This window comes from Salidesulfovibrio brasiliensis JCM 12178 (assembly GCF_001311825.1).
Classification (GTDB): Bacteria; Desulfobacterota; Desulfovibrionia; order Desulfovibrionales; family Desulfovibrionaceae; genus Pseudodesulfovibrio; species Pseudodesulfovibrio brasiliensis.
This window is the reverse complement of record NZ_BBCB01000004.1, coordinates 1-26,459: the sequence shown is the minus strand read 5'-3', so window position 1 is coordinate 26,459 and position 26,459 is coordinate 1. Positions and strand designations below refer to the sequence as shown.

22 protein-coding genes and 1 pseudogene are annotated in these 26,459 nt (G+C 60.8%); 10 read left to right on the top strand and 13 right to left on the bottom strand.

Annotation, left to right across the window (positions count from 1 at the left end):
* Positions 1-277 precede the first annotated feature (277 nt).
* From JCM12178_RS02700 to JCM12178_RS02680, 5 genes and pseudogenes are all read right to left on the bottom strand, one after another.
* Entirely contained in the window at positions 278-1,285 is a 1,008-nt protein-coding gene (locus tag JCM12178_RS02700) for an ABC transporter ATP-binding protein (RefSeq protein ID WP_054648539.1), read from the bottom strand.
* Positions 1,278-2,249, bottom strand: coding sequence for an ABC transporter ATP-binding protein (locus JCM12178_RS02695; protein WP_054648537.1), 972 nt, complete (start codon positions 2,247-2,249; stop codon positions 1,278-1,280). Before JCM12178_RS02695 ends, JCM12178_RS02700 begins: the two co-directional genes overlap by 8 nt.
* A gap of 3 nt (positions 2,250-2,252) precedes the next feature.
* A pseudogene (locus JCM12178_RS02690) lies at positions 2,253-3,169 on the bottom strand (ABC transporter permease).
* Positions 3,169-4,146 carry an ABC transporter permease gene (locus tag JCM12178_RS02685; RefSeq protein ID WP_054648535.1) on the bottom strand — a complete coding sequence of 326 codons (978 nt, stop codon included), beginning with the start codon at positions 4,144-4,146 and terminating at the stop codon, positions 3,169-3,171. The pseudogene JCM12178_RS02690 and the gene JCM12178_RS02685 overlap by 1 nt, the downstream one beginning before the upstream one ends.
* Positions 4,147-4,230: 84 nt before the next feature.
* Positions 4,231-5,838, bottom strand: a complete 1,608-nt coding sequence (locus tag JCM12178_RS02680) for an ABC transporter substrate-binding protein (protein WP_172677060.1) — start codon at positions 5,836-5,838, stop codon at positions 4,231-4,233.
* A gap of 282 nt (positions 5,839-6,120) precedes the next feature.
* Here JCM12178_RS02680 and JCM12178_RS02675 point away from each other — a divergent pair, with 282 nt between their 5' ends.
* Positions 6,121-6,459: a protease inhibitor I42 family protein gene (locus JCM12178_RS02675; RefSeq protein ID WP_172677059.1), complete on the top strand. Its 339-nt coding sequence runs from the start codon at positions 6,121-6,123 to the stop codon at positions 6,457-6,459.
* Between the two features lie 12 nt (positions 6,460-6,471).
* Here the strand turns inward: JCM12178_RS02675 and JCM12178_RS02670 are convergent, their stop codons facing one another.
* The 6 genes from JCM12178_RS02670 to JCM12178_RS02645 form a co-directional block, all read right to left on the bottom strand.
* The gene (locus JCM12178_RS02670; RefSeq protein WP_054648532.1) at positions 6,472-8,997 is read right to left on the bottom strand and encodes a TIGR03960 family B12-binding radical SAM protein; all 2,526 of its coding nucleotides are present in this window, start codon (positions 8,995-8,997) and stop codon (positions 6,472-6,474) included.
* A 74-nt stretch (positions 8,998-9,071) separates the two neighbouring features.
* Positions 9,072-9,413, bottom strand: coding sequence for a hypothetical protein (locus JCM12178_RS02665; protein WP_054648530.1), 342 nt, complete (start codon positions 9,411-9,413; stop codon positions 9,072-9,074).
* 84 nt (positions 9,414-9,497) lie between these two features.
* Positions 9,498-10,160 (bottom strand): carbonic anhydrase, encoded by a 663-nt coding sequence (locus JCM12178_RS02660; RefSeq protein WP_054648528.1) that lies wholly within the window; start codon positions 10,158-10,160, stop codon positions 9,498-9,500.
* A gap of 243 nt (positions 10,161-10,403) precedes the next feature.
* Positions 10,404-11,045 (bottom strand): LysE family translocator, encoded by a 642-nt coding sequence (locus JCM12178_RS02655; protein WP_054648526.1) that lies wholly within the window; start codon positions 11,043-11,045, stop codon positions 10,404-10,406.
* Between the two features lie 140 nt (positions 11,046-11,185).
* On the bottom strand, positions 11,186-12,676 hold the full coding sequence (locus JCM12178_RS02650; protein ID WP_245628575.1) for a sodium/solute symporter: 1,491 nt from the start codon (positions 12,674-12,676) through the stop codon (positions 11,186-11,188).
* Between the two features lie 80 nt (positions 12,677-12,756).
* Positions 12,757-13,050: a sodium/substrate symporter small subunit gene (locus JCM12178_RS02645; RefSeq protein WP_054648524.1), complete on the bottom strand. Its 294-nt coding sequence runs from the start codon at positions 13,048-13,050 to the stop codon at positions 12,757-12,759.
* A 227-nt stretch (positions 13,051-13,277) separates the two neighbouring features.
* Between JCM12178_RS02645 and JCM12178_RS02640 the strand changes: the two genes are divergently transcribed.
* From JCM12178_RS02640 to JCM12178_RS02605, 8 genes are all read left to right on the top strand, one after another.
* Positions 13,278-14,318, top strand: coding sequence for a putative nucleotidyltransferase substrate binding domain-containing protein (locus JCM12178_RS02640; RefSeq protein WP_054648521.1), 1,041 nt, complete (start codon positions 13,278-13,280; stop codon positions 14,316-14,318).
* Between the two features lie 86 nt (positions 14,319-14,404).
* A complete protein-coding gene (locus JCM12178_RS02635; RefSeq protein ID WP_054648519.1) occupies positions 14,405-15,946 on the top strand; it encodes a glycosyltransferase family 9 protein in 1,542 nt (513 codons plus the stop codon).
* Positions 15,947-16,034: 88 nt separating this feature from the next.
* Complete coding sequence (locus tag JCM12178_RS02630) at positions 16,035-16,637, top strand: DUF8043 domain-containing protein (protein ID WP_054648518.1); 603 nt, start codon at positions 16,035-16,037, stop codon at positions 16,635-16,637.
* 2 nt (positions 16,638-16,639) lie between these two features.
* Positions 16,640-16,990, top strand: a complete 351-nt coding sequence (fliT, locus tag JCM12178_RS02625) for a flagellar protein FliT (protein ID WP_054648516.1) — start codon at positions 16,640-16,642, stop codon at positions 16,988-16,990.
* A 155-nt stretch (positions 16,991-17,145) separates the two neighbouring features.
* Positions 17,146-18,111 (top strand): nucleoside recognition domain-containing protein, encoded by a 966-nt coding sequence (locus JCM12178_RS02620; RefSeq protein ID WP_369404450.1) that lies wholly within the window; start codon positions 17,146-17,148, stop codon positions 18,109-18,111.
* Positions 18,112-18,138: 27 nt separating this feature from the next.
* A complete protein-coding gene (locus JCM12178_RS02615; RefSeq protein WP_054648514.1) occupies positions 18,139-18,519 on the top strand; it encodes a Rid family detoxifying hydrolase in 381 nt (126 codons plus the stop codon).
* Positions 18,520-18,670: 151 nt separating this feature from the next.
* A complete protein-coding gene (locus JCM12178_RS02610) occupies positions 18,671-19,021 on the top strand; it encodes a hypothetical protein (protein WP_054648512.1) in 351 nt (116 codons plus the stop codon).
* A gap of 12 nt (positions 19,022-19,033) precedes the next feature.
* Positions 19,034-20,674, top strand: coding sequence for an FAD-dependent oxidoreductase (locus tag JCM12178_RS02605; RefSeq protein WP_054648631.1), 1,641 nt, complete (start codon positions 19,034-19,036; stop codon positions 20,672-20,674).
* On the opposite strand, the gene JCM12178_RS02600 is transcribed toward JCM12178_RS02605, so the two are convergent.
* Complete coding sequence (locus JCM12178_RS02600) at positions 20,671-23,079, bottom strand: ATP-binding protein (protein ID WP_054648510.1); 2,409 nt, start codon at positions 23,077-23,079, stop codon at positions 20,671-20,673. The two genes, JCM12178_RS02605 and JCM12178_RS02600, sit on opposite strands and share 4 nt — an antisense overlap.
* Before the next feature lie 142 nt (positions 23,080-23,221).
* Positions 23,222-24,040 (bottom strand): nitroreductase family protein, encoded by an 819-nt coding sequence (locus tag JCM12178_RS02595; protein WP_054648507.1) that lies wholly within the window; start codon positions 24,038-24,040, stop codon positions 23,222-23,224.
* A gap of 179 nt (positions 24,041-24,219) precedes the next feature.
* Between JCM12178_RS02595 and JCM12178_RS02590 the strand changes: the two genes are divergently transcribed.
* Positions 24,220-25,983: a glutamine--tRNA ligase/YqeY domain fusion protein gene (locus JCM12178_RS02590; protein WP_054648505.1), complete on the top strand. Its 1,764-nt coding sequence runs from the start codon at positions 24,220-24,222 to the stop codon at positions 25,981-25,983.
* Positions 25,984-26,459 lie beyond the last annotated feature (476 nt).

The window sequence follows — 26,459 nt, the reverse complement described above, 5'->3', positions numbered from 1 at the left end:
TCTTGACCGTGTGTTGCATGCCGTTTTTTTAGAAGGTAGCGGGTATAGCGCCCGTGCTTCAAATGCCGATTTGCCTGCCCACGGGATAAAACGTCGCCATGCGGCCGGATTGAGGCTCTCGGACTGGTATCCTGAAGGCCTTCAAAGCTGGACTTCAGGGACGCAGGCAGGTCGGCTCCTTTCATCTTCCCCGAAAGCGGGACCGAGTGTTTTGTTGTAGCCCAAAGAAAAAGCCCCGTCTCTGGACGGGGCTTTCTTGTTCGTATCTGGCAGGCTGCTAGATGCGGCCTTCCTCGATGCCGTGGCAGGCAACCCGGGTTCCGGATTCCAGCGTCACATCTTCAGGTATCTCACGCCTGCAACGGTCGTCCGCATGCGGACAGCGACCGTGGAAGACGCAGCCCGAAGGCAGGTTGATGGGCGTGGGCACGTCGCCGGAGAGACGGATGTGCCCGCCCGCCTTGCCGCCAAGGCGCGGGATGGCCGAGAGCAGGGCGCGGGTGTAAGGGTGCTGCGGGTTGCAGAACAGCTCCTTGGCGTCCGCAACCTCGCACAGGCAGCCGAGGTACATGACGGCCACGCGGGTGGAGATGTGCTCCACCACGGAAAGGTCGTGGCTGATGAACAGGTACGTCAGGCCGCGCTGCTCCTGCGCGTCCATCATCAGGTTCAGGATCTGGGCCTGAATGGACACGTCGAGCGCTGCGATGGGCTCGTCGGCGACCACGAATTCAGGGTCGAGCACGAGAGCGCGCGCAAGGCTGATGCGTTGGCGCTGGCCGCCGGAGAACTCGTGCGGAAAGCGGTCGATCCAGTCGGTGTTCACGCCCACCTGATCCATGGTGGTCAGGATGATGTCGCGCACCTCGCGCCGGTCGAGAGCCGGGTTGTGGAACCGGACCGGCTCTTCAAGGATCTGCTTCACGGTCATGCGCGGGTTCAGGGACGCGTAAGGGTCCTGAAAGACCATCTGCATGCGGGTGCGGTACGGGCGGCGCGCCGTGCCGGTCACGGTGTCGATGCGGTCCCCGCCGTAGTATATCTCGCCCTTGTTGGGCTGGTACAGGCCGATGACGGTGCGGGCCAGCGTGGACTTGCCGCAGCCGGATTCGCCGACCACGGAGAGCGTTTCGCCCTGACGGATGTTCAGGGTCACGTTGTTGACCGCCTTGACCACGGTGCGTTTGCGCCTGATCTTGCCGCCTTCGAGCTTCAACTGGTCCACGAGGGAACCGGAGATGTCGAAGTGCTTGTCGACGTTTTTGACTTCCAGAAGGTTAGCCACGCTTCACCTCCCTTTCGAAGCAGGCCACGAATCCGCCGGAGATGGTCTCCCGAAGCGGCGGAATCTCGGACTCGCAGCGCGGGCTCTTGAACTCGCAGCGCGGGCTGAACGGACAGCCGTCGGGCATGTCCTTGAGGGAAGGCATCATGCCCGGAATCTGGTTCAGCCGGGTTCCGGGGGCACATTCGGGCAGGGCTTTGATGAGTCCCTGCGTGTAGGGGTGCTGCGGATTGGCGATGATGGTTTCGGTGGGGCCGATTTCCACGACGCGCCCGGCGTACAGGACGGCGATGCGCTGCGTGACCTCGGACACGACAGCGAGGTCGTGGGTGATGAGGATGAGGCCCATGTTTTCGGTTTCGCAAAGTTCCAGCAGCAGGTCCATGATCTCGGCCTGAATGGTCACGTCGAGCGCGGTGGTCGGCTCGTCCGCAATGATCAGGTTCGGGTTGGTCAGCAGCGAGATGGCCACGACGATGCGCTGGCGCATGCCGCCCGAGAACTCGTGCGGGTATTGCTCAAGACGCTTTTCCGGGGAGGGAATGTAGACCTTCTTGAGCTTGTCGATACAGATCTCGGTGGCTTCCTTGTCCGAGATTTTCATGTGCGCCTTGAGGGTCTCCTTCATCTGGGTGCCGACGGTCAGCACCGGGTTCAGGGTCATCATCGGATCCTGAAAGATCATGGAGATGCGGTTGCCGCGGATGCGGCGCATTTTCTCGTAGGAGTACTTGGAGATGTCATCGCCTTTGAAGATGACTTCCCCACCGGAGATGAAGCCCGGCTTGGAGATCAGATTGATTATGGAGAACCCGAGCACGGATTTGCCCGCGCCGGACTCGCCCACGAGGCCGAGGCGTTCGCCGCTGTCCAGAGACAGGCTCACGTCGCGCACTGCGCAGAGGTTGCCGGTGCGGAGCGCAAACTCCACGCTGAGGTTTTTGATGTCGAGCAGATGTTCCACTGTCTACCCCTTGTACAGTTTGGGGTTCAGATAATCCCTGAGCCAGTCGCCCAGAAGGTTGATGACCAGAATCAGCAGCACGAGCACGATGCCCGGGAAGATGGTGATCCACCATGCGCCCGAGAAGATGTACTCGAAGCCTGCCGTGATCAGCGAGCCGAGGGAGGGACGGGTCACGGGCATGCCCAGTCCGAGGAAGGACAGGGCGGCCTCGCTCATGATGGCGTTCGCCACCTGCACGGTGGAGATGACCAGAATGGGCGAGAGCGAGTTGGGCAGGATGTGCCGCCACATGATGCGCCGTTTTGAGAGCCCGATGACGCGGGCCGCCTCGACGTATTCCTTCTTGCGCTCGGCCAGCACGCTGGCGCGGATGGTGCGCGCGTACTGCGGCCACTCTGCCAGACCGATGATGATGATCAGCAGCGGGATGGCCACCTTGGCGTAGTTGCCCACGCCGAAGACGGTCTGGAATATCGCCCCGATGAAGATCGCCACCATGTATGTGGAGAAGGAGAGCTGCACGTCCGCGATGCGCATGAGGATGTTGTCCAGCTTGCGCACATACCCGGAAAGCAGGCCCACGACGATGCCGATAACGGCCTGCAGGCAACCGCGCCGAGGCCGATGATGATGGACACGCGCATGCCGTAGAGCATGGTCGAGAGCATGCCGCGGCCCTGTGCGTCGGTGCCGAGCAGGAACTCGCTGTTGCCGCCGTCAAGCCATGCGGGCGGAAGTTCCGCGTCCATGATGTCGATGGTGGACGGGTCGTAGGGATCGTGCGGTGCGAAGATGGGCGCGCCGAATGCCGATACCACCAGAACCAGCAGGATGGCGAAGCTGACGTACGCCATGGGGTCCCGGAGGAAACTGTATAGGAAGTAGGATTCCTTGAATCGTTGCCACTTGGATCTCATTATTTACGCCCCGCAACTCTGACCATGGGGTTGACCAGTCCGTAGATGATGTCGACGAAGGTGTTGACCAGAACGAAGATGAAACCGACGAACACGAGGTATGCCACCATCAGCGAGGTGTCGGCGCGGTCAACGGACTCGATGAACATTGCTCCCATTCCCTGCCAGTTGAACACGGTCTCGGTGAGGATGGTGAAGGCCACCATGATACCGAGCTGCACGCCGCCCACGGTGATGACCGGCAGCAGGGTGTTCTTGAAGGCGTGGACGATCCACACGCGGCGGGGCTTGATGCCCTTGGCCCAGGCGTACTTGACGTATTCGGACTCGAGCACTTCCATCATTTCGGAACGAATGAGGCGGATGAAGAGCGGGAGCATGATGGATGAAAGCGCGATGGACGGCATGATGAGATGGAGCAGACCGTCTGCGGTGAGAAGCCCGCTTCGCCACCAGCCGAAAAGAAGCACCGTTTCCCCGCGCCCGTATGACGGTAACCAGCCGAGTTCGACTGAAAAGATGTAGATGAGCAAAATAGCCGTCAGGAACACGGGCATGGAGACCCCGACGATGGAGCCCCCCATGGTGAATTTGGCGAACCAGTGCTTTGGTCGTATCGCACAGAATATGCCTAATGGAACGGAAAGAAATACGATTATGCAGGCACTTGCAAATACGAGTTCCAGCGTGGCAGGGGCCTTCTGGACGATGACTTCCATGGCCGGTTTTTTGAAAAAGAAACTTCTGCCTAGGTCGCCGTGGACCGCGGCTTTCAGGAAGCGGCCGTACTGGACCATGAAGGGATCGTTTAGCCCGAGCTTCTCTCGAATCTTCATCCTTTCTTCGGGCGTGACCCGCTCGCCCACGAGGTCGCGGACCGGGTCGCCGAAGTTGTGTTTGATCGCGAAGCCGATGAAGCCGATGATCATCATGACCAATAGGGCTTGAGCGACTCGCTTAACGATAAAGGCGAACATGATCTATCTGTATCCGTTTGTTAATGGTTTGAAAGGGGAACCCCCGATGGAGGTTCCCCTTTTGAGACGGATGTATGGGCTCCCTTACTTGACGACGAGGTCGCCGAAGTACGGGAAGTTCATGGTGTTGACGATGACTTCCGTGTTCATGTTGTCCTTGGAAGCCCAGGCCAGATCCTGCCAGTGCAGGGGCACGAAGGCAGCGTCTTCGTACAGGATGCGTTCAACTTCCTGAAGCATCTCGGCACGCTTGGCCATGTCGGTTTCGGAGCGGGAGGCGATGACGAGTTCATCGACCTTGGCGTTGCAGTATTCGCCGGAGTTGTACTGGCCGATGCCGGTTTCCTTGTCCGGGCACATCATGAGGTACTCGGAGAAGTTGGCGGAGTCTTCGGTGTCGGAGTGCCAGCCGATCATCTGGATGTCGGCGGTGCGGGCGTCGAACTGATCCCAGTACTGGGCCTTGGGCATGGTCTTCAGGTTCACGGTGATGTTGATCTTGGAGAGCATGGAGACCACGGCTTCAGCGATCTTGGCGTCGTTCACGTAGCGGTTGTTGGGTGCGATCATGGTGCACTCGAAACCGTTTTCGTAACCGGCGTCCTTCATGAGCTGCTGGGCCTTTTCGAGGTCGTAGCGCGGGGTGAGTTCTTCAACATAACCGGCGTAGCCCTTGGGGCCCTGCTGGCCGGCGGCGGTGGCGAAGCCCTTCATGATCTTCTCCACGATGCCGGGGTTGTCGATGGCATGCACGATGGCCTGACGGACCTTCTGGTTCTTGAACTCGGGGCGGCGTTCCTGGTTCATCTGCAGAGTGATGATGCGGGAGCCGGGGAGCGTAGTGAGCTTGAGGCCTTCGGTTTCGTCGATGCGCTTCATGTCCGTCGGCGGGACAGGCATGATGAAGTCCACGTCCTTGGACAGCAGGGCTGCCACGCGGGCGGGGCTGTTCGGGATGGCCTTGATGACCAGCTCTTCGACGTTGCCGCGCTCGGTCCAGTAGTTCGGGTTGGCCTTCATGGCCATCTGTTCACCCGGAACGTACTTGGTGACCACGAACGGGCCGGTGCCGGACTCGTTTTCGTTGGCAAAGGAGGGACCGGATTTCACGATCTCGTCCTTGCCAGCGTAGAACTTCTTGTCCAGCGGGAAAATGTAGGTGCACATGGCCAGAGTCAGACCGTAGGGTTCCTTGGTCTTGATGTCGACGGTGTAGGGGTCGACGGCCACGGCCTTGTCAAAGGGCTCGAAGAGGCCCTTGAAGTCTTCGGACTTCTTGAGGCGTTCGAGGGTGTAGGCCACGTCTTCGGCAGTGAATTCGTTGCCGGAGTGGAACTTCACGCCTTCACGCAGCTTGAAGCGCAGGGTCAGCGGATCGATCTGTTCCCAGCTCTTGGCGAGGCGGGGTTCGATGTCCATGTCCTGAGTCCAGCGAACGAGCGGGTCGAACACCATGTGGGAGTACTGGAGCATGCCGCCGGAGAGCTGGACGTGCGGGTCCATGGCGACGGGAACGGCGTCAAAGGCGAGGATGAGCGGCTCCTGACCGGCTTCTTCCTGTTTGACTTCAGCCTTTTCAGCTTCGGGTTTGGCCTCTTCTTTCTTCGAGTCGGCGCAGCCGGACAGGACGAGCGCGGCGAAGACGAGAGCCAACAGGATCAGGTGTTTGATCCCGCTGTGAAAACGTTTCATGAAAGAACCTCCGTGTTGCGGTTGACAATCGCCGACATCGGCGAACACAATACCCTCCACCCATGAGGGTGTTTTCAGGGACGGCGAGATTGCATGAAAAATCTTCCGACCGAGAAACCGGTCGGCTGATTCGTCCCTGAAAGCGCTTCCCTACATACACTTTAAGTGGATGTTTAACAACAAATTCGTGACGGTTTAACAATGAAATATACGGGCCGTTTTCCCAAAGTCTGGTTTTTGACGCTGATGCTTGTTTTTTTCGCATTCTCGTCCGGTTGCGGCATGTTTTCCGGATCAGACGTGGATGCAGTGGTGGAGGAGCTGGGATACGGCGACGCGCCCGAGCCCATCGACCTGGAACAGGGGGAATACCTGCGTCTGGTCGTGCGCGACCCGGGCAGCGGGGGGTATGTTTTTTCCGGAACGGTGTTCGACCCTGCAGTGCTGGATCTCGTGAAGGTTTACGATCAGAAACCGGAGTCCGGCCTGATGGGCGATTTCGGCTCGCGCAACTATCTGTTCCGCGCCGTGAAGACGGGCGAGACCGAGGTGGTCATCAAGATCGCCCGTCCCGGACAGGAACCCGAGGAATACCAGCGCCAGCCGGTTACAGTGGAGTAACGCGGGGACCGATCAGAAACGCTGGGCGGTCTTGGTCATGCAAAAGTCCACCAGCGTCGCGCCGGGCATGACTTCCTGCGCCAGTCGCAGGGGGCTCATGTAGCCGTTGCGCCAGTCGAAAACCAGCCGCACGCCTTCGTCGGTATCTTCCACTTCCGAAACGAAAGCTCGCAGGTTCACTTGCTTGACCTTGCCCTTCTTGTTGGTCCGTTCGATCATCAAGTCGGATGATTCCCTGAACGCCTTCCATTGCTCGCGCAGTTCGTCAGCCCGGTTGATGAAAGCGATTTCGAAGACTTCTTCCACCTGCTGGGGCTGTTTCTTGCCCATGCCGAGCACGTCCGCCTTGAGCAGACGGAATCCTTCCGGCATCTGCGGGGCGAGGCGCTTGATGAGGTCCACCGGTTCCCATTCTTCCCGAAGAAAAAGGTTCAGCCATTCGCATCGGCTGTAAACCCCGACAGGGAGGGCGCGGCCAAAGGAAAGCCTCGGCATGGGGTGGAACCCGCCCGAGAACGTCAGGGGCAACTCGGCCCGGCGCATGGCGCGCTCGAAAACGCTCTGCAATTCGAGCTGGCTCAGATAGGCGGCGGGGCCGGTTTTTTCAAACCACAGCCGGTAATGGCCGCCCTTGATGGTCAGGTCCGGTTTTTCCACGCTGAACGGCGGTTGTTCCCCTTCCTGATCGCGGGATTCGTTGATCATGCGCGGGTGGATGTCCATGGACTCCGTCTGGGACGTAAGGATGCTGCGGCGGTTGTCGTGATTGCAGACCCCGCAGTTGCGGCAAACCTCGTAGCGGCAGTCACCGGTGATCTTGCCGGAGAGTGCGCGCTCGCGCTCCTTGAGCAGGAACCGCTTGGTCAGCCCTGCGCTGAGGTGGTCCCACGGCAGCGGCCCTTCCGGATCACGCGGGCCGGTGTACTGCAGCGGGTCGAGTCCGCACGCTTCCATTGCCTCCATGTACGGCTGCAGGTCGAGCTTGTCTTTCCAACTGGAAAAGAGCGCGCCCTTGTCCGTGGCGATCTCCAGCACGTCGGCCAGTCTTCGGTCACCGCGTGAGAAGATGCCTTCGAGGAAGGTCATTCGGGGGATGTGAAATCTCAGCCGGACGCGCTTGTGGGGCCGGAAAATGGCCCGCAGATGGTCGATGCGGCGTTCGATCTCGTCCAGTGTGATCTGCGCGTCCCACTGGAACGGGGTCTGCGGCTTGGGCACGAAGGGCGAGACCGCGGCCGTGACCTGCAACCGCTTGATGTGCCTGCCTGCGGCGTCGCGCACCTTGAGGCAGAGGTCGAGGATGGCGTCGAGGTCCTCGTCGGTCTCGGTGGGCAGGCCGATCATGAAATAGAGCTTCACGGACTGCCAGCCGTTTTCAAAGAGCATCAGTACGTGGTCGAGAAGTCCCTGCTCGTCGACGCCTTTGTTGATGGCGTCGCGCAGTCGCTGGCTGCCTGCTTCCGGCGCGAGGGTGGCCCCGGTGCGGCGGATGGTGGAGATGCGCTCCATGATCGGCCCGGAAAGCGAGCCGACCCGTAGCGAGGGCAGGGCAATGGAAATCTGTTCGGCGGCGCAGCGGTCGAATGAGTGGCTGAAGAGCGAGTCCAGCGCGGAAAAGTCTCCGGTGGACAGGGACAGGAAGCTCGTTTCCTCGTAGCCGGTCTCGGCAAGGCCGTCGAAGATGACGCGGTTGAGCTCGTCGAGGCTGCGTTCGCGCACGGGCCGGTAGATCATGCCCGCCTGGCAGAAACGGCAACCGCGCGTGCAGCCGCGCGCTATCTCCACAGTGAGCCTGTCGTGGACGGCTTGGCCGAAGGAGATGGGTTGCAGGGTGGGGAAGCCGACGCTGTCGAGGTCCTCGACCACGGCCTTCTCCACGGTTTCGTACCCCTCAACAAGCGGCTTGAGCGGTTTGTCCGGACCCTGATCCTCAAAAAAAGACGGAACGTAGAAGCCGGGGTGTTTGATGAGCGCGTGCAGCAGTTCGTGCCGGGAGAGGCCGTCGCGTTTGGCGCGGTCCAGCTCCTCCATGAGGGTGACCACGGCCTCTTCGCCGTCGCCGATCATCATGACGTCGATGAACGGGGCCAGCGGCTCGGCATTGAAGCACGCGCCGCCTCCGGCCACGATGAGCGGGTGCGACTCGTCGCGGTCGGCCGTGCGCCGGGGGATGCCCGCGAGGTCGAGCATCCAGAGCACGTTGGTGTAGCAAAGCTCATGGGTCAGGCTGAAGGAGAGCGCGTCCACCTCGGTCAGCGGGGTGTCGGTCTCGAGGGTGGCAAGGGGCACGCCTTTTTCCCTGAGCAGCGCCGCCGTCTCCTCGCAGGGGGTGTAGACACGTTCGGCAAGGAACCCCTCGCACCGGTTGACCTGATGCAGCAGGATGCGCTGTCCGAGGTAGGACATGCCCACTTCGTACAGGTCGGGAAAGCCGACGGCGATGCGCACGCGAACGGCTTCGGGGTCTTTCTTGACCACTCCCCATTCCGACCCGAGGTAGCGGGTGGGGCGGGGAAGCAGGGGCAGGAGTTCCTTCATGTGTGTGTCCTGTGGGGAAAAAGAGGCGGTTTCCGCTCGAAACCGCCTCAGTGAATTTCGGTGTGTGCGGGATGCTACAGGATGAGGCCGGAGCCGCCTGCGCCGCCGGAACCGCCCGCGCCGCCAAGGTTGTCCAGCGTGGCACCGGAGGCGATGGTCAGGTTGGACACGGCTTCGATGTACTTGGTCTTCAGCTCTTCAGGGCACTTTTCATAGGTGTAAATGACGTGCTCGCCCTCGATCTCGCCGCCCATCTCCTGTTCGAAGGGGTAGCCGTAGGGCAGGATCATGATCTGCACGCCCTGCTGGCTGGGCACGGTCTGGATGATGGCCGGTTCCTTGATTTTTCCGTCCTCGTCCTTGCCGATGACCGTCTCGCCGGTCACGAGCTTGGCGAGTTTGATGTCGTAGCTCATTAAAACAGCTCCTTGGGTGTTGTCTTTGTGGGGTCCTTAAGTAGGTATTGGACGCCGGAGTGTCAAGCAAAGCCCGTCCCGGGGCTAGTCGCCGCCGGGGGTGGCCCCCCCGGGGACCGGCATTTCAAGGGTCTTGAATTTCTGTCCATCGCGGTCATAGCCGCGAAGCTGGCCGGTGGTCATGTCGAAGTACCACGCGTGAAGATGCAGATCGCCCGAGTCCACGCGTTCGGCAATCCACGGGAAGGTCATGAGGTTACGCACGGAGGCGAGCACCCCGGACATCTCGCAGGCCTTGCACGAGCGGGGGCTTACCTCGCCGAAATGGTCAAGCACGTCCTCACGCACGTCGTGCAGCATGGAGAGCCAGTTGCCCACGAACTCGGTTTCGTTGACCTCGTCGTTTCGCATCAGCGCGCCGATGCCGCCGCAGTCGCTGTGGCCGAGCACGATGATGTTCTCCACCTTGAGCGCCTTGACCGCGTATTCGATGGCCGAGGATACCCCGTGATACCCCGCCTTGGTCTCATAGGGCGGGACAATATTGGCCACGTTTCGGACCACGAAAATCTCTCCGGGGCCGCACTGCAGCAGGAGCGACGGGTCGGTGCGGGAGTCGCTGCAGGCAATCACCATGGTCTTGGGTTCCTGTCCTTTGCGAAGGATCTCGAACGGAGAGTTTTCGCAGCAGAAGTATTCCTCGCGGAAGTCGTTGAATCCTTGGATGTACTTGTGAATCTCTTGCATGTCGTCTTCGCTTTGCCCCGTGTGGCAGGATTTCAGGTCCTGCCGGGACGGTGTCTGGTTGTACGAAATGCTCCCGGACCGGTCCGGCGTTGCCGTTGCGGGTGGCTGATGCGCTTTCGATGTCCGGAGGGCGAGAGAGGCAGGGCATCGGGCGCGTTTCGGCGCGAGGCGATGTCTCCCGGAAAAACGGTAGATCACATCCCGGCGAAGCGCAATGCCCGTCGTGTGGCCTGTTGCGGGAGGCTAGAAGCGGTCGCTGGTGGCAAGCTTGATGCCGAGGCCGATGAAAAGGGCACCGAGCCCCCTGTCCATCCAGCGGCTGACGCGGACGTTGCTTTTCAGCGCCTCGGTGAGCCTGCCGCCAATGAGGACCAGCGGCGGCTCAATGAGTCCGGCCACCACGATGATGAGAAGGCCGTGCAGGAAAAGCTGCGGTCCGGCCGGGCCTGCCCCCGGCTCAACGAATTGGGGCAGGAACGCCAGAAAGAACACCGCCACTTTCGGGTTGAGTACGGAAACGAACACGCCCTGCTTGAAGATGCTCTTCAGGCACATGGGTGCGCCGGTTTCTTCTGTTTTGCAGATTGAGCCGCCGGAGCGCAGGGCCTGAATACCGAGCCAGACAAGGTAGAGGGCTCCGGCCCACTTGACCACGGAAAAGGCCGTGGCGGAAGTGGCGAGGATTGCCGAAAGACCGAGCGCCGCGAAAAGCACGTGCATGAAGGCTCCGCTCCAGATGCCGAACATGGCGGAGAACCCCGCACGCGGGCCGCCCTTTGCGGTCTGGCCCAGAATGAAGGCCATGTCCGGTCCGGGCGAGATGTTGAGCAGAAAGGCGGCGGTGAAGAACGTGGCCCAGTGGACCGGTGTGTAGTCGAAGAGCATGGGAGTTCCTTTTGTGCGTGTGCCGGGGACGCTACGTCACGGGGAACCGCTTTGCAAGCCGCGCGATTATGGTCAGGGGGGATTGAAAAGGCCCCCGGTTTGCGAACCGGGGGCCTTCGAGGTCGGGGGATTGGGGCCGCCTATGCCTTTTCGGGTCCGTGGAGGATGGTCATGACTTCCTCGATGTCGTGCGGCAGGGCGTCTTCACCCTTGGAGGCGATTTCCATCTTGGAGGCGATGTAGATTGCCGCGAAGGTCAGGATCATGACGAATCCGCCGGGGTTCTTGAACTGCAGCACCGTGGGCAGCATTCCCTTGCCGAGGATCATGGCGAAGGAGCCGACAATGCCGGTGATGAGACCGGCGATGGCTCCGGCGCGGGTCATCTTCGGCCACCAGACGCCCATGACGAGCACGGGGAAGAAGGTGGATGCCGCGATGGCGAAGGCCAGTCCGACGAGGATGGCGATCTGCATGTTCTCGACCATGAAGCCGAGCGGGATGCCGAGCAGGCCGATGCCGAGGGAGGCGATGCGGGCGATGGTCACGCGGGTGCGTTCCGGCATGTTCGGGTTGAAGACGTTGACCACGAGGTCATGCCCGATTGCTCCGGCGCAGGCGATGATGAGGCCCGCCACCGTGGACAGGATGGCCGCAAAGGCCCCGGCCACGACGATGCCGAGCAGGATCTGGCCGCCGAAGTAGGAGCCGCCGACCGGAACCGCGAGGTTCTTACCGTTCTCGGCGAGCCACTGCATGAGGTGCGGGCTGATACCGAGCTGCTCGCCCTGCAGGTACGCGAAGCGGATCACGTGACCGACGTACGGGCTGAGGATGTAGAACATGCCGATGAGCAGCAGGACGTAGATGACGGTGCGGCGGGCAGCCTTGCCGTCGGGCGCGGTGTAGAAGCGCACGAGGATGTGCGGCAGGCCCGCGGTTCCGAACATCAGGGCCAGCAGCAGGCTCATGGTGTCCTTGAGGTTGGTCAGCCAGTAGGCTGGCGATGTGTACGCCGCCCCGTCAAAGACCTTGCCGCCGGGGGCGGTGCCCTTGAAGGACGAGATGAAGTTGACCACGTCGGTGTAGCTGTATCCCTTCATGACGAACGGGATGAAGGCCAGCAGGAACATGGCTCCGAAGAGGATCCAGAACTGCACGAGCTGGTTGATGGTGGTGCCCTTCATGCCGCCGACGGCCACGTAGACCGTGATGATGATGGAGATGGCCACGATGGCGGAGCGGTACTCCATGCCGAGCAGCAGGCCCATGACCTTGCCCGCGCCGAGCAGCTGCGGAGCCATGTAGAACAGCGAGACGAAAAGCACGCCGATGACGCCGAGGATGCGGGCGGTTTTGGAATGGAAACGCTCGGAGACGAAGTCGGGAACCGTGTACCGGCCGAACTTCCTGAGCGGGCTTGCCAGAAAGAGCAGCAGGGCGATGTACCCGGTAAAGAAGCCAAGGGCGTAGATGATGCCGTCGAAGCCGAAGAGGAAGGCCACGCCCGCGACGCCGAGGAAGGACGCTGCGGACAGGTAATCGCTCGAAATGGCCGAGGCGTTGATGAAGCTGTTGACCTTGCGTCCGGCAAGGTAATAGTCGGCCGAGGTTTTCTGGATTCTGAACATCCACGTGGTAACACTGTGAACGCCAGCATCAGGCCGATGAGGACCAGCGCGGTGATCGGGATTTCATATCCGGCTTGCATTTATATGTCCTCCTGTTCGATGTCGTCTTCCATGCGATTGGCTTTGCCCACGTACCAGATGAAAAGGGCCCAGGTGATGGGGTAGACGGCGACGGCCACCAGCCAGTAATGCAGGGGGAAACCCATGATGTTCACTGCGGCCACGGACGGTCCCGCCAGATACACGACGAGGAACATGCCGATGATTGCCGCGAAATACGGTATGCCGATGTTGAGTGCCAGAGACAGCTGCCTGCGACGGATGCGGTCGATGGCGGTTCCGATTGGTTTGACTGTTTCATTGGAGCTGGACATAGTTTTTTTCCCCCTTGTTCGGGTTTCACGATGTCCCTGTTTTACGGTAAGGGTAGTGTACGTGCATGCTCTATGTGGTGAACGGCGTGAAACATGCCGACGAACGGGATTGGTTTCCTGCACACTCGGTGAACGGGAGATATGCGCAGGTGAACGGCATGTTTTCCGATCGGAAAGCGGCGTTTCTGCCTCGGATAGGGGCGAAGACAGGCGGTAGAGGAGGGCGAGTGAACGGTTTTTCGGGTGAAAATGCCTTGCCGTTTCCCGTGGACGAGCTTCGGGTCATGGCCTCCGAGGGGCGACTTCGCGGCCTTCGGGCCGTGCGGCTTGATCTCGTGGAGGAGTGGCTGGAACGCGAGCCGGACGCCGAGACTGTCTGCCGCCGTTTGACCGCCTTCAACCGTTCGGTGACGCTCGCGGTGCTTGAAGCGCACGAGCGCGACTTTCCGTGGCTCAGGGAGTGCACCTTCCTCGAATTCGGCTCCGGCGGCCGCGATGAGCACGTTATCGGGTCGGATCAGGACAACGGACTCATCGTGCGGGGCGACCCCGATCCCGACGATCTGGATCAGGCGGCACAGGAAATAGTGGTAGCGCTCGACGGTGCGGGCATCCCGCTCTGTCCCGGCGGGGTCATGATAAGCAACCCGGAATGGCGCGGCGACTCCGAGGAGTGGCTGGAACGGCTCTCGGGCTGGCTCTCCAATCCCGGTGAAAAAGGACCGTGGCAGTCCGGGCTGTTTCTGGACTTTCTGCCCGTTTACGGCCCCTCCGGTGAAGCGCTGGCCCTGCTCGGCAGGATTCGCGATTACGTCAAGGCCCGGCCCATGGCCATCGCCCGTCTCGCCGATGAATTGACCGACTACCGCTTGCCGCTCAGTCTGTTCGGGTCATTCATCACGGAAAAGAGCGGCCCGCACGCCGGGACGCTGGACATCAAGCACTCCGTGCTCGCCCACATCACCAACGCCGCCCGTATCCTCGCCCTCAAGCACGGCTTGCCCCACAGCAACACCTGCGACCGCCTGCGCGCGCTGGCCGAGGCCGGACACGTTGGCAACAGGCATGGTGACGCGCTCCTTGCCGCATGGGACCATCTGCAGGGCGTGCGGCTTGCCAAGGGGCTGGAACTGGCCCGGGAAGGGCTGCCGCCCCATTGTCGTGTAGACCCCGGCACCCTCGGGCCGGACGAAAAGGCTCGCCTCAAGGACGCCATCCGCGCCGCCGAGAAGCTGGTGCGGCTGGTGCAGGCCGGGTCAGCGCTCTAATCGCCCCCCTTCCGTTGGCCCCGATCATGCAAGTCCGTCCTCGGACCGTCGCGTTTCCGACGCCTCGGCCAAAGGGAGACTTTGCCGTGAACGTACTGATAATCAACCTGACCCGCTTCGGCGACCTGCTGCAAACCCAGCCGGTCATTACCGGATTCCATGAGCAGGGGGCCCGCGTCGGGCTTGTCTGTGTGGAGAATTTCGCCTTTGCCGCCGGGCTGTTGCGGAATGTGGATGCGGTGCTGTCATTTTCCGGGGCGCGCATTCTTGCCGCGCTGGATACCAACTGGCGGGAAGCGGTGCAGATCTCCGAAGACCTGTCCGAAGAGGCGCGGGCCTTTGCCCCCGATCTGGTGGTGAACCTGACGCCTTCGGTGTCGTCACGTCTGCTGGCAAGGAAGCTGAGTTTTGGCGCGCCCGTGCAGGGATTCGGCATCGACAGCCACGGCTTCAACGCGGATACCACTCCGTGGGCCGCTTTTCTTCAGGCTGCGGGCGGTAATCGCGGAGCCAGTCCCTTCAACGTCTGCGACCTTTTCCGGCGCACTGCGGGTCTTGCCGAGTCGGGCTGCGACCTGAAGCTTGCCGATCCGGCGCCTGACGCGCTGGCCGAGGCCGATGCTCTGCTTGAAGGGTGTGCTCCCGAGGAGATGCGCGGCTACATTGCCTTTCAGCCCGGAGCGAGCGAGGAGCGTCGCCGTTGGCCGGTGGGCAGCTTCCGCAAGCTCGGAAAAAGCCTTTGGGAACGTGAGCGGCTGGTGCCGGTCATACTTGGCACCAAGTCCGAGGCGCACCTTGGCGAACGAATCATGAACGGCGCAGGGTATCCCGCGCTTTCCGTTCAGGGTGTTACGTCTCTGCCGGTTCTGGCGGCGTTGCTGACCCGCTGCAAAGGGCTTGTGACCAACGATACCGGAACCATGCATCTGGCTGCGGGCATGGGAACGCCCATCGCCTCGGTTTTTCTGGCCACAGCCCAGCCGTGGGACACCGGACCGTATCGCACTGGTGCGGTCTGTCTTGAACCGGACATGGACTGCCACCCCTGCACCTTCGGTCAGAGCTGCCCACATGACGAGGCGTGTCGCCACAGCGTGAGCGTCGAGGCCATGGACAGCGCCATCATGGCCGCCATGGGTCTTGCTTCAGGCGAATTCCCCGGCGCAAGGGCATGGCGGACGGTCTTTGGCGAGGACGGGCTCATGCGCCTTGAATCGCTGTCGGGACACGGCGACGGATTCCGTGCCCGATGGATTGAAATCCAGCGTGAAGCCTACCGTCGGTTCCTTGACGGAGCGCCCTTTGAAGGCATTGAAACGCAGTGTGAAAGACTTTCCGGGCAGGACCGGGAGAGGCTTCTCGCCACCATCAATGACGGTGTTGACATGCTCTTCCTGCTGGCCCGTCAGGCCGAGCTCCTCGCCCATGATCCGCGTGAGGCGCTCAAGTCCAAGTTTCTTGCCGGGTGGGAGCGTTTTAATCATGTATTACAGAAGGATGAATTGTTCGATGTGCTCGGTGCCCTGTGGACGTTCGAGGCGCATCAGTATGGCCGCGACCTGCAGGCTGTGTCCGGCCTCATCGTCCGCTACCACGCCCTGCTCAAGGCGCTGGCCAAATGCCTCTAGGAATTTGGCACCGATCTTGAATCAAGAAGTGTCGACATCTTTTATGCGGAATAATTTTTAGCCCCCAATCACTCAGGAGGATACAAGCATGATCGTTATTGACGGACAGCCGTATGAACTCGAAAATCAGAATTTCGACAACCTCGAACAGGTGTTCAGCAAAGTCGTGGAAGACGGTCGCCTCGATAACCGCGTGGTGACCGACGTTTACCTGAACGAGGAACCCTACAGCGAAATCTATCCCAACCAGTCCGAAGACATCGAGATGTCCGACGTGGAGACCATCGAGATCAAGACCGTTCCTTTCGACTCCATGGCAGTGGAGATTACCCGGGAGCTCTACAAGGTCGTGAACCTGATGGCCAAGGGTGCCGAGGGCGTTTCCGAGCAGTTCCGCCGCGCGGACGACGCCGAGGCGCTGGAAACCTATCAGGACCTGCTGGACGTCACCCGTCACTTCCTGAACATGGTCTCCATGCTTCGTGACGAATACTCGCTCAAGGATAACGTCGAATACACCAAGGCCTCGACGGTCATGAGCGACCTGTTCTCCGAAATGTCGGACGTGCTGGAAAACGAAGACTGGATTCTGTTGGCCGACCTGCTGGAGTATGACTTCCTGCCCACTGTGGAGCTGTGGAAGAAGGTCATCGCCAACCTGCGTGAAGACATCCGCGAATACAAGGGGTAGTGATGACCGATTCCTGCCGCCTCATGGATGAGACCCTTGCGCTCGGACGGGAAGAGCTTGATCGCCTTCGGGAAGGGAACGTGGACGCTGCTGCGGACATTGCTTCCCGTCGGGAAAAAGCCATGAACGAGGCGTTTGCCTCGCTGGACGACAGCGCCAGAACCGCCAATGCCGACAAGCTCAACGAGATCAGGAAACAGCTTGATGCCATCGTGGACGAGGCCCGGAAGCTCAAGGGCTCGCTGCAGAGCGAACTTGGCAAGGTGCGAAACACCAGCCGCCAGTTCAAGGGCTACAGCGCCGGAGCGGGCTACGTTCAGAGCAATCAGGGACTCTACCACCGACGCGGCTAGATTCGCACGGGGGCTTTACAAGATGCTCGAAAAGGGGCGTTCCGGGAAACCGGAGCGCCCCTTTGCGTATGCTGCTGGAGGCAGCGTGCGCTTTTCTTTTTTTTGCGATATCTCCTAGAGTTGCCCGGCAATACTGGAGAGTCGCATGAATTTTCTTGAAAAAAACGCTCGAATTCGTCCGCAGTATACTTCGCGACGCCGTGATGACGGCCATCGATCTCTACAAGGTCATGGTGCCCATCCTCATCGGGGTCAAGCTGCTGCAGGAGTTCGACCTCATCCGATACGTGGCCATGCCCATCAAGCCGCTCATGGCGGTGGTCGGCCTGCCCGCCGAGGCCGGGCTGGTGTGGGCGTTCGCCATGGTCAACAACATCTACACCGCGCTGGTGGTGGCCATCTCGCTCTGGCCCGACATGGTGTTGACGCAGGCGCAGGCCACCGTGCTGGGCGTGCTCATGTTGGTGGCGCATGCTGTGCCGCTGGAGGCTGCCGTGGCCAGAAAGTCCGGCCCGAAGGTCATGTTCCAAAGTGTCATCCGCATCGTCGGAGCACTGGTGCTCGGCTGGGCGCTGCACGCGGCCTATTCCGCCAGCGGCGTGCTTACCGAACCGGCGGTAATGCTTGTGGAGGCCACCCGAAAGGCCGACCCGACCATCATGCAGTGGGCGTGGGGCGAGCTCAAGAATCTCGGATACATCTTCCTGATCATCCTCACCCTGATGGTCATGATGCGTCTTCTCTCGGCCATCGGCGTGATTGATCTGCTGAACAGGCTGCTGCAGCCGGTGCTTCGTCTCATCGGCATCGGTCCAAAGGCCTCGGCCATTACGGTCATCGGCCTCACGCTGGGCATCACCTACGGTTCCGGGCTGATTATCAAGGAGACGCGCAGCGGCAACCTGGGCAAGGAGGATGTCTTCTACTCCCTGACCTTCATGGGCATAGCGCACGCGCTCATCGAGGACACGCTGCTCATTTTGCTCATGGGGGCCCACATCTCGGGGGCGCTCTGGGGGCGTCTTGCGTTCGCCATGCTGCTGACCGCCATTCTTGTGCAACTGACGCGCAGACTTTCGGCGCGTTTCTGTGATACGTACCTGTGGGGAACGCCCACATAGAACCCATACGATCAAAAGGAGAATGCCATGAGCATTGAAATCGTTCATACCGAAGCGGCCCCGGCAGCAGTCGGCCCGTATTCGCAGGCAACCGTAGCTGGCGGCATGGTCTTCGTGAGCGGACAGCTCGGCTTGGTCCCGTCCGAAGGCAAGCTGGCAGAAGGCTTCAGGGCCCAGGCCGTGCAGGCCATGGAGAACCTGAAGGCCATCCTCGACGCCGCAGGGTCCGGCATTGACAAGGTGTTGGTGGTGGAGGTCTTCCTGACCGACATGGCCCGCTTCAAGGAGTTCAACGAAATATACGCCGAATACTTCTCCGAGCACAAACCCGCGCGGGCGGCCATCGAAGTGGCCGGGCTGCCGCTGGGCGGCGTGGTCGAGGTCAAATGCACCGCGCTTGTTAAGTAGCGTTGCTGGCGATAGGGCAATCAGGGGAGTCGTTTTGGGCGGCTCCCTTTTTTTATGATTTGCAGTGACATTTTGCACGCATCCACCCTTTTCGCCGAAGGGGTTTTGTGCCAGAATGCATCTGATTCTCACTTTTGCACGGAGGCATGAAATGTCCAAACTCAGAAAGATATTCGAAGAATGCGACTGGACCGCCAAGGTGGACGGTCAATTGCCGGAAAATGAGGACGTTCTCTACAAGTGGCACGAGCACGAGTACCGTTTTGCGGGGAGCTTCTTCGGCCAGTCTGGCGCACAACTGCTTACCGAGGAGGACTCGGTGGTGCGGCGAAAGCTCTGGTATGCGCGCGACGCCAAGGGGCGTCCCACGCTGGTCGTGACCCAGAAGGAAAAGGTCATTGACGTGGAAAGCGCAGCGCGCGGGTTTGCGGAACTCATGAACCCCGAAAAGGTTCAGGAGGCCCTCGACCGCGTCATGGGCTATCGGTATAAAAAGGACTAGCCGGTGGGAATCATGGATCTTTTCAAGAGCAGCAAGGTGGAAGAAGAGTGGCTTTTGCCTGAGGAGTCCCGAAAGCATCTGTCCGAACATTTCGAGAAGATGCGGTACGACGTGCATTTCGAGGTCTTCACCAGCAAGGACATGAACCCGGATTTCAATGAATACGCGGTCCGGTTCCTGCGCGATCTCTCCCGGCTCGGCGGAAAAATATCCTTTGACCAGTACGAGCTCGACTCGGACAAGGCCCGGGAACGCGGCGTTGACGCCTCGCCCACGCTGCTGGTCAACCCCGACGAGTATGACATCCGGTTTCAGGGTGCGCCGCTGGGCGAAGAGGGCCAGTCCTTTATCACCGCAATCATGCTTGTTTCCCTGCGACAGAGCGGCCTGTCCGAGGATTCGCGGGGCATCCTTGCGGAACTGGACCAGCCTCGCTCGGTGGACGTTTTCGTCAGCCCCACCTGTCCGTACTGCCCGGGGCAGGTCATCTCCGCCATCAAGTGCGCCATCGAAAAGCCGGGGCTTGTGAGCGCCCGCTGCATCGAGACGGGCGAGAACGAGGCGCTTGCCCGCAAACACAACGTGGGCGGGGTGCCGCTGACCGTTGTGAACGATGGCGAACATCGCATGGACGGCCTGTTCCCCGAGGAACGATTCGTGGCGGAACTGGTGACGCTTCAGGACGCGTCCGAGCTCATGGCCAGACATGACCACTCGCATGATCATGCGGAAGAGGTCGATCTGGTCATTGTGGGTGCCGGGCCTGCCGGGCTGACCGCAGGAATTTACGCAGAGCGCGCCGGGTTGAGCGCCGTGGTGCTGGAGAAAGGCATCGTGGGCGGTCAGGTGGCTCTGACGCCGAATGTGGAGAACTATCCCGGATTCCCTTCCGTGCCGGGAATGCAGCTCATGGACATCATGTCCCAGCACGCCCGTGAATACGTGAATGTTCACGAGAGCGAGTCTGTAGAAGAAATCAAGATTGGCCGCAATATCGAGGTGCTCACCGACCGTCGGACCTACCTCTGCAAGAGCGTCATCCTGACCACCGGGGCGGTGTACCGCAAACTGGGCATCCCCGGCGAGGACGAGTTTTACGGAAACGGCGTGAGTTTTTGCGCGTCCTGTGACGGGTACATCTACAAAGGGCGCAAGGTGGCCGTGGTCGGTGGCGGCAATACCGCGCTGACCGATGCCCTGCACCTTGCCAAGCTCGGCGCGGACGTGACCGTGATTCACCGCCGCGACACTTTCCGGGCGCAGAAGGCGCTTGTCGAATCGCTGGAGGAGCAGGCCATTCCGGTGGTCTGGAACACCGTGGTGGAAGAGGTCGTGGGCGAGGACGGTCAGGTGACGACCCTCAAGCTGCGAAACGTGCTTGACGACGCCACGGACGAGATGGCCGTGGACGGCGTGTTCGTGGCCGTGGGGCAGGAGCCCGGCAACGCGCTTGCGCAGATGATCGGCCTCAACATGGACGGGGGCGGTTTCGTGAAGGTGGACGGCAGGATGCGAACCAGTATCCCGAGGGTGTACGCAGCCGGAGACATCACCGGCGGGTTGCAGCAGATTGTCACGGCCATCGCCGAAGGGTCCATCGCGGCCATGAGCGCGTTTGAGGACATGTCCTCTCCGTACTGGAAGCAGTCCTAGCTTCTGCTGCCGTTGGACGGGGCGTTGCCGAACTCGTCCACGGTGCGGAGCAGTTCCACGGCCGAGATCGGCTTGGTCAGGTATGCGTTCATGCCCTCGCCCAGCAGCCGTTCACGGTCTCCGGCCATGGCATGGGCCGTGAGGGCGATGATCGGTATCTTGGGCGACGCCGTGGTCTTGCCGTCCCGGATGTGCCGCAGGGCTTCCACGCCGTCCATCACCGGCATCTGGATGTCCATGAGCACGCAATCCACACAGTTTTCGTTGAGCATGGTCAGGGCCTGCTCCCCGTTTTCCGCGCAGATGACCTGATGCCCGGCTTTTTCAAGCATCCGCTGGGCAGTGATGCGGTTGACGCGTTCATCTTCCACAAGCAGGACGTTCAGGGTCTTGCGCTCCACATTGACATGCTTTCTGCTTTTTGGGGGTCGCTTCCTGTCCTCCTCGGGCAGGTCTATTCGGACGGTAAATGCGATGCTGGTGCCTTCACCGGGCTCGGATTCAACGCTGAGTGTTCCGCCAAGGAGATGCGCCAGCCGCTGGACGATGCTGAGGCCAAGGCCCGATCCTTGATATTTCCGGGTGTGCGAGTTGTCTGCCTGCGTGAAAGGGCTGAAGATTTCGTCCAGCATTTCCGGCGGGATGCCAATCCCCGAGTCCTCCACAGTGAACAGCAGAAGGGGGCCCTTGCCGTCCCGGATGACTTCGACCCATATCGACACGCCGCCCACATGGGTGAACTTGATGGCGTTGCCGATGAGGTTGAACAGAATCTGCCGGATTCTGACCTCGTCTCCATGGGCGTAGGGCGGGAGGTCCTTGTGAGTGCGGAGCCGGAGAGTGAGATTCTTTTCTTCCGCAGTGCGCCGGAACAGCTCCACGGCCCGCTGGAGCAGTTCGTTCATGTCGAATCGGACGCGGTCCACGTCCATTCGTCCGGCCTCCACCCGCGAGAGGTCGAGGATGTCCGAGATGAGTCTTAACAGGTTGCGGCCCGAGTCCAGCGCGGTGTCCACATAGCCTATCTCCTCAGGTCTCTTTACGGTCTGCCGCAAGAGTTGGAGCATGCCCAGCACCCCGTTGAGCGGGGTCCGGATTTCGTGGCTCATGTTTGCAAGGAACTGGCTCTTTGCATGGCTGGCCCGCTCCGCGTCCGCCTTTGCCTGAAGAAGCGCTTCTTCGGCCCGGCGTTTTTCGGTGACGTCAATGACGATGGAGTAGAGCACGTTTTTGCCCAGCATGTTCACGGGCCCCGAGTAGACCTCTACATCGCGTTCCTCGCCGTTGCTCAGGCGGTGGATAAAGGAAAAATGGTTCTGCTTCTGCTTTTTCGCCTGCGTCATGCGCCTGCATATTTCCTCGTTGGACATGGTGTTGATGAAGGTGATGTGCATGCCTTCGAGCTGCTGACGGGAGTAGCCGTAGAACCTGCATGCGGCCTCGTTCGCCCGGACGATCTGCTTGCTGTCCGCGTCGATGATAAGCATTACCGAGGTGCTGCTCAGGAAGATGGACCGGAAGATGTCCTCACCCAGCCGGGCCCGCGATGAACGCTCCACTTCGGCGGAGAGGTCACGGATGAATCCGTGGATTTCCATTTGCCTGCCAAAGGAGTCCTGTTCCACGATTCCCCGGACGTGGATGTCCTTGCGAAGTCCGTCCCCCGCGTCGACGGACACCCGGATGTCGGTCGGCTCGCGTGTTTGCAGGCTGCGTTTGAACCCCTGCAACACGGTCTTTCGTTGCTCTTCCGGGACCATGTCCAGCAAGAGCGAAGGGCTGAGGTGCGTATCCTCCGGCAGGCCGAGGATGCGATACACCTCATGCGAGCACAGCTGCTCTTCGGTGCTGAAATTGTATGACCAACTGCCGAGCCCGCCAAGTTCCTGTGCGCTCTCGAAAAGCATCTCCCGGCGATGCAGTTCGCTGTTCTTGTCGCGAAGGGTCTGGTTGACGTCTTCAAGCTCTCGGGTGCGAAGTCGAACGCGCCTTTCGAAGTTGCTGCTGCTCTGATCCTTTTTCCCGCTTTCGCCTAGGATGGTAATGGCGTAGAGAACGTAGTGGAGTCCGCTGTCTTCAAGAAGATTGGCCCGTACGGCGACGTTGACCCGGGTCCCGTCAGCGAGCACGTGAATGGTCTCGAAAGAGCGGATGCTGTCAGCGCTGAAACGGATATCAAGCGGCAGTAAGTCAACCCGGTACTCCGGGGCAACGAGATCCACAACGGTCATCTCGCAGGCCTGCTCAATCGAGTATCCGTAGCGTTTTTCGAAGGCTTCGTTGATGGCAAGAATGTTCCCGCGACTGCCGTCCTCGTTCACCCGGAAGCAGAGCATCGGGGATGTGGTGAGGTGAAAGGCAGGGCCCAATTCGGGAGTGTGGGTGTATCTGCAATACTGCTTCATGATGTGCGGTCGTGTTTTCTCCGGTTATGCATCAATGAATAATCGACGGAAGCATATTGCTGAATGATTTTCTGTATCGGGTTGGTGAAAAATAATGGCACAGAAAAAGGGCCGCCCCGAAGGGCGGCCCTTGATGGTGCGGCTAAAGCCAATGGATTCCGGCGGGGTGTCGTGGCGGCACGGCCGAGTAACGTACCTTCGGGCGGCCGATCATCAGAACGCCGTGAACGGTGCTACCTTCGGGAACGCCGAGCATATCCCGAAGCGGGGCGTGGCCTTCGCAGGCGAAGTTTATGAGTCCGCCCCAGCACGCGCCGAGGCCGTGGGAGTGCGCGGCAAGCTCAAGGTAGGTGAGCGCGATGACCGCATCCTCAAGCGGTGTGGCCCCGGCGTCCGGTGCATGACAGACCGCCAGCGCGGGCGCACCCCGGCTGATGAGGTCGTTGCCGCGCCGCCACGCCCGCAAAAGTCCCGGCAGGAAGTATTTGCGAGATTTTTCGGACTTGGCCTTGACCTCGATGTCCATCCATTCAACCACAGATTCGCACACCGCCTCGACCTTCTCGCGGGAGTCGGCAACGCTCCAGTCCACGACGCGGGCGTTGTGCCCGGAAGGTGCGTATTCCGAGATGTCCAGCAGGCGGGTCAACGTGTCGCGGTCCACCGGGTCGTCACGATATTCCCGCACCGAACGGCGGGAGGCGAGCAGCAGTTCCGCCTGCTCCGGAGAAGGTAAATCCTTTCTTGAATATGCTCGTGCCGGGTTGCCGAACGTGGTGAGCTGCAACGCGCCCTTGGGGCAGACCGCCATGCAGTGGCCGCAGTCGATGCAGCGCGAGGCGGTACGCTCGTTCTCCGCAGGCAGGCCGCCCTTTTCCCAGTCGATGCACGACACGGGACATTCCCGAGCGCATAGGCCGTCCCGGGCGCACAGGCTTTCGTCTATGGTGAAAAGTGTCATTGAAAACTCCTTGGTTCGTTCTTGCAGCACCCCCTAACTCTTTCGGGCTTTGGCTGCAACCCGCATCATCATTGACCAACACGGTGTTTTCCCGTATCCACGGGGCAACGGAATCTCCCCGCCCCACGGCGGTTTTCCCCGATATTTCACGCAGAACAACGAGCTTTTCAGGAGAGCGCATGAGCAACCAGCCCGAAGCACCCGAAAAGGGCAAGGATTTTGTCCGGCAGATCATCGACAAGGACCTCGAGACCGGCAAGTACGGCGACCGCGTCCAGACGCGGTTCCCCCCCGAACCCAACGGGTACCTGCACATCGGCCACGCCAAGTCCATCTGCCTGAACTTCGGCATCGCAGAAGATTACAACGGCCGGTGCAACCTGCGCTTCGATGACACCAACCCGGTCAAGGAAGACACCGAGTATGTGGACTCCATCAAGGAAGACGTCCACTGGCTCGGCTTTGACTGGAAAGAGAACGAGTTCTTCGCCTCCGACTACTTTGAGCGCTTCTACGCAGTGGCAGAACTCTTCATTCGCGCCGGAAAGGCCTATGTCGACGACCTGAGCGCCGAGGAGATTCGCGAGTATCGCGGAACCCTCAAGGAGCCGGGCAAGAACTCCCCGTACCGCGACCGTACGCCCGAAGAAAACCTTGAGCTGTTCCGCAAAATGCGCGACGGCGATTTCGGCGACGGCGAGCGCGTCCTGCGTGCCAAGATCGACATGGCCGCGCCCAACGTGGTCCTGCGCGACCCCACGCTCTACCGCATCAAGCACGCCGATCACCACCGTACCGGTGACGCATGGTGCATCTACCCCATGTACGACTTCGCGCACTGCCTCTCGGACTACTTCGAAGGCATTACGCATTCCATCTGCACCCTCGAATTCGAAAACAACCGCCCGCTCTACGACTGGGTGCTCGACGCCCTCATCGAATGCATAGGAAGCGGAGCCTGCGGCGACGACACAACCGCAGTAACCGGCGGCGGCGCAACACCGCAGGAGCGCCCCTATCAGTACGAGTTCGCCCGCCTGAACATCTCCGGCACCGTGCTTTCCAAGCGCAAGCTCATCCAGCTCGTGCAGGAAGGCCACGTGGACGGCTGGGACGACCCCCGCATGCCGACCATCTCCGGCTTCAGACGCCGCGGCTACACCCCCGAGTCCATCCGCGACTTCTGCGACCGCATCGGCGTGGCCAAGGCCGACTCCATGGTCGATTTCGCCCTGCTCGAACACTGCGTGCGTCAGGACCTCAACGAACGCGCCCCGCGCTATCTCGGCGTGCTCCACCCCGTCAAACTCATCATCGAGAATTACCCCGAAGATCAGGAAGACGTCTTCGAAATGCCCCTGCACCCCGAAGACGAGTCCGTGGGCACCCGCAAGGTGCCGTTCTGCCGTGAACTCTACATTGAGCGCGCAGACTTCATGGAAGACGCGCCCAAGAAGTTCTTCCGCATGTCCGTCGGTCGCGAAGTGCGCCTGCGCTTCGCCTACTATGTGACCTGCACCGGTTTCGAGAAAGACGCCGAAGGCAACATCACCGAGATCCGCGCCACCTACGACCCCGCCACCAAGGGCGGCTGGTCCGACGACGGCCGCAAGGTCAAAGGCACCATGCACTGGGTCAGTGCCCGCCACGCGGCCAAAGCCGAAGTGCGCCTCTACGACCGCCTCTTCACCGAGGAAAACCCCGGCAATCCCGGCGGCGACAAAACCTTCCTCGACTGCATCAACCCCGACTCCAAGGAAGTTCGCACCGAATGTTGGGTTGAACCCGCGCTGGCCGACATGCAGCCCGGAACCCACTTCCAGTTCGAACGCACCGGTTATTTCATCGCCGATGCCAAGGACCACAAACCCGGCGACAAGCTCGTCTTCAACCGAACCGCAACCCTGCGCGACAGCTGGGCAAAGATCGCCAAGAAAGGGTAGGGATGGTTTTTTAATGCCTCCGGCGGGCAGGGCGCTGCCCCTGCACCCCGGCAAAGGGGATAATCCCCTTTGCAATCCCTGGGTTGCCGGACAGAAGAGGCCGCTGCGAGAACTGCACTTCGTGACAGTCCCCGCAGCGGCCTCTTCTGTCCGGCGGAGTCGGGTGGCGATGGTTACGGTATGGTGTTGAGAAGCCTTATGAGGATAGGCTGTGAGGGGGATAAAGAGTCTCCTGATTGCGATGTCGAATTTGGTTTTGCGGCGCGGTTTCGCGGTGTGCATGCTCTTTGGCCTTGCCTGAGCTTCGCGTCCAACCAAGAGTTCTGAAATCCACGAAGGGACACTGTCTTAACCAGACCAACGCTCAAACCGACTGGTGCCCTTGCCCGGACAATGGTCCATCAGCGTGGGCAACGCCCAGCCAAAAGATTTTGCGGAGGGGTGATGGGATGGGGAGTCTGAGGGGAAGGGAAGAG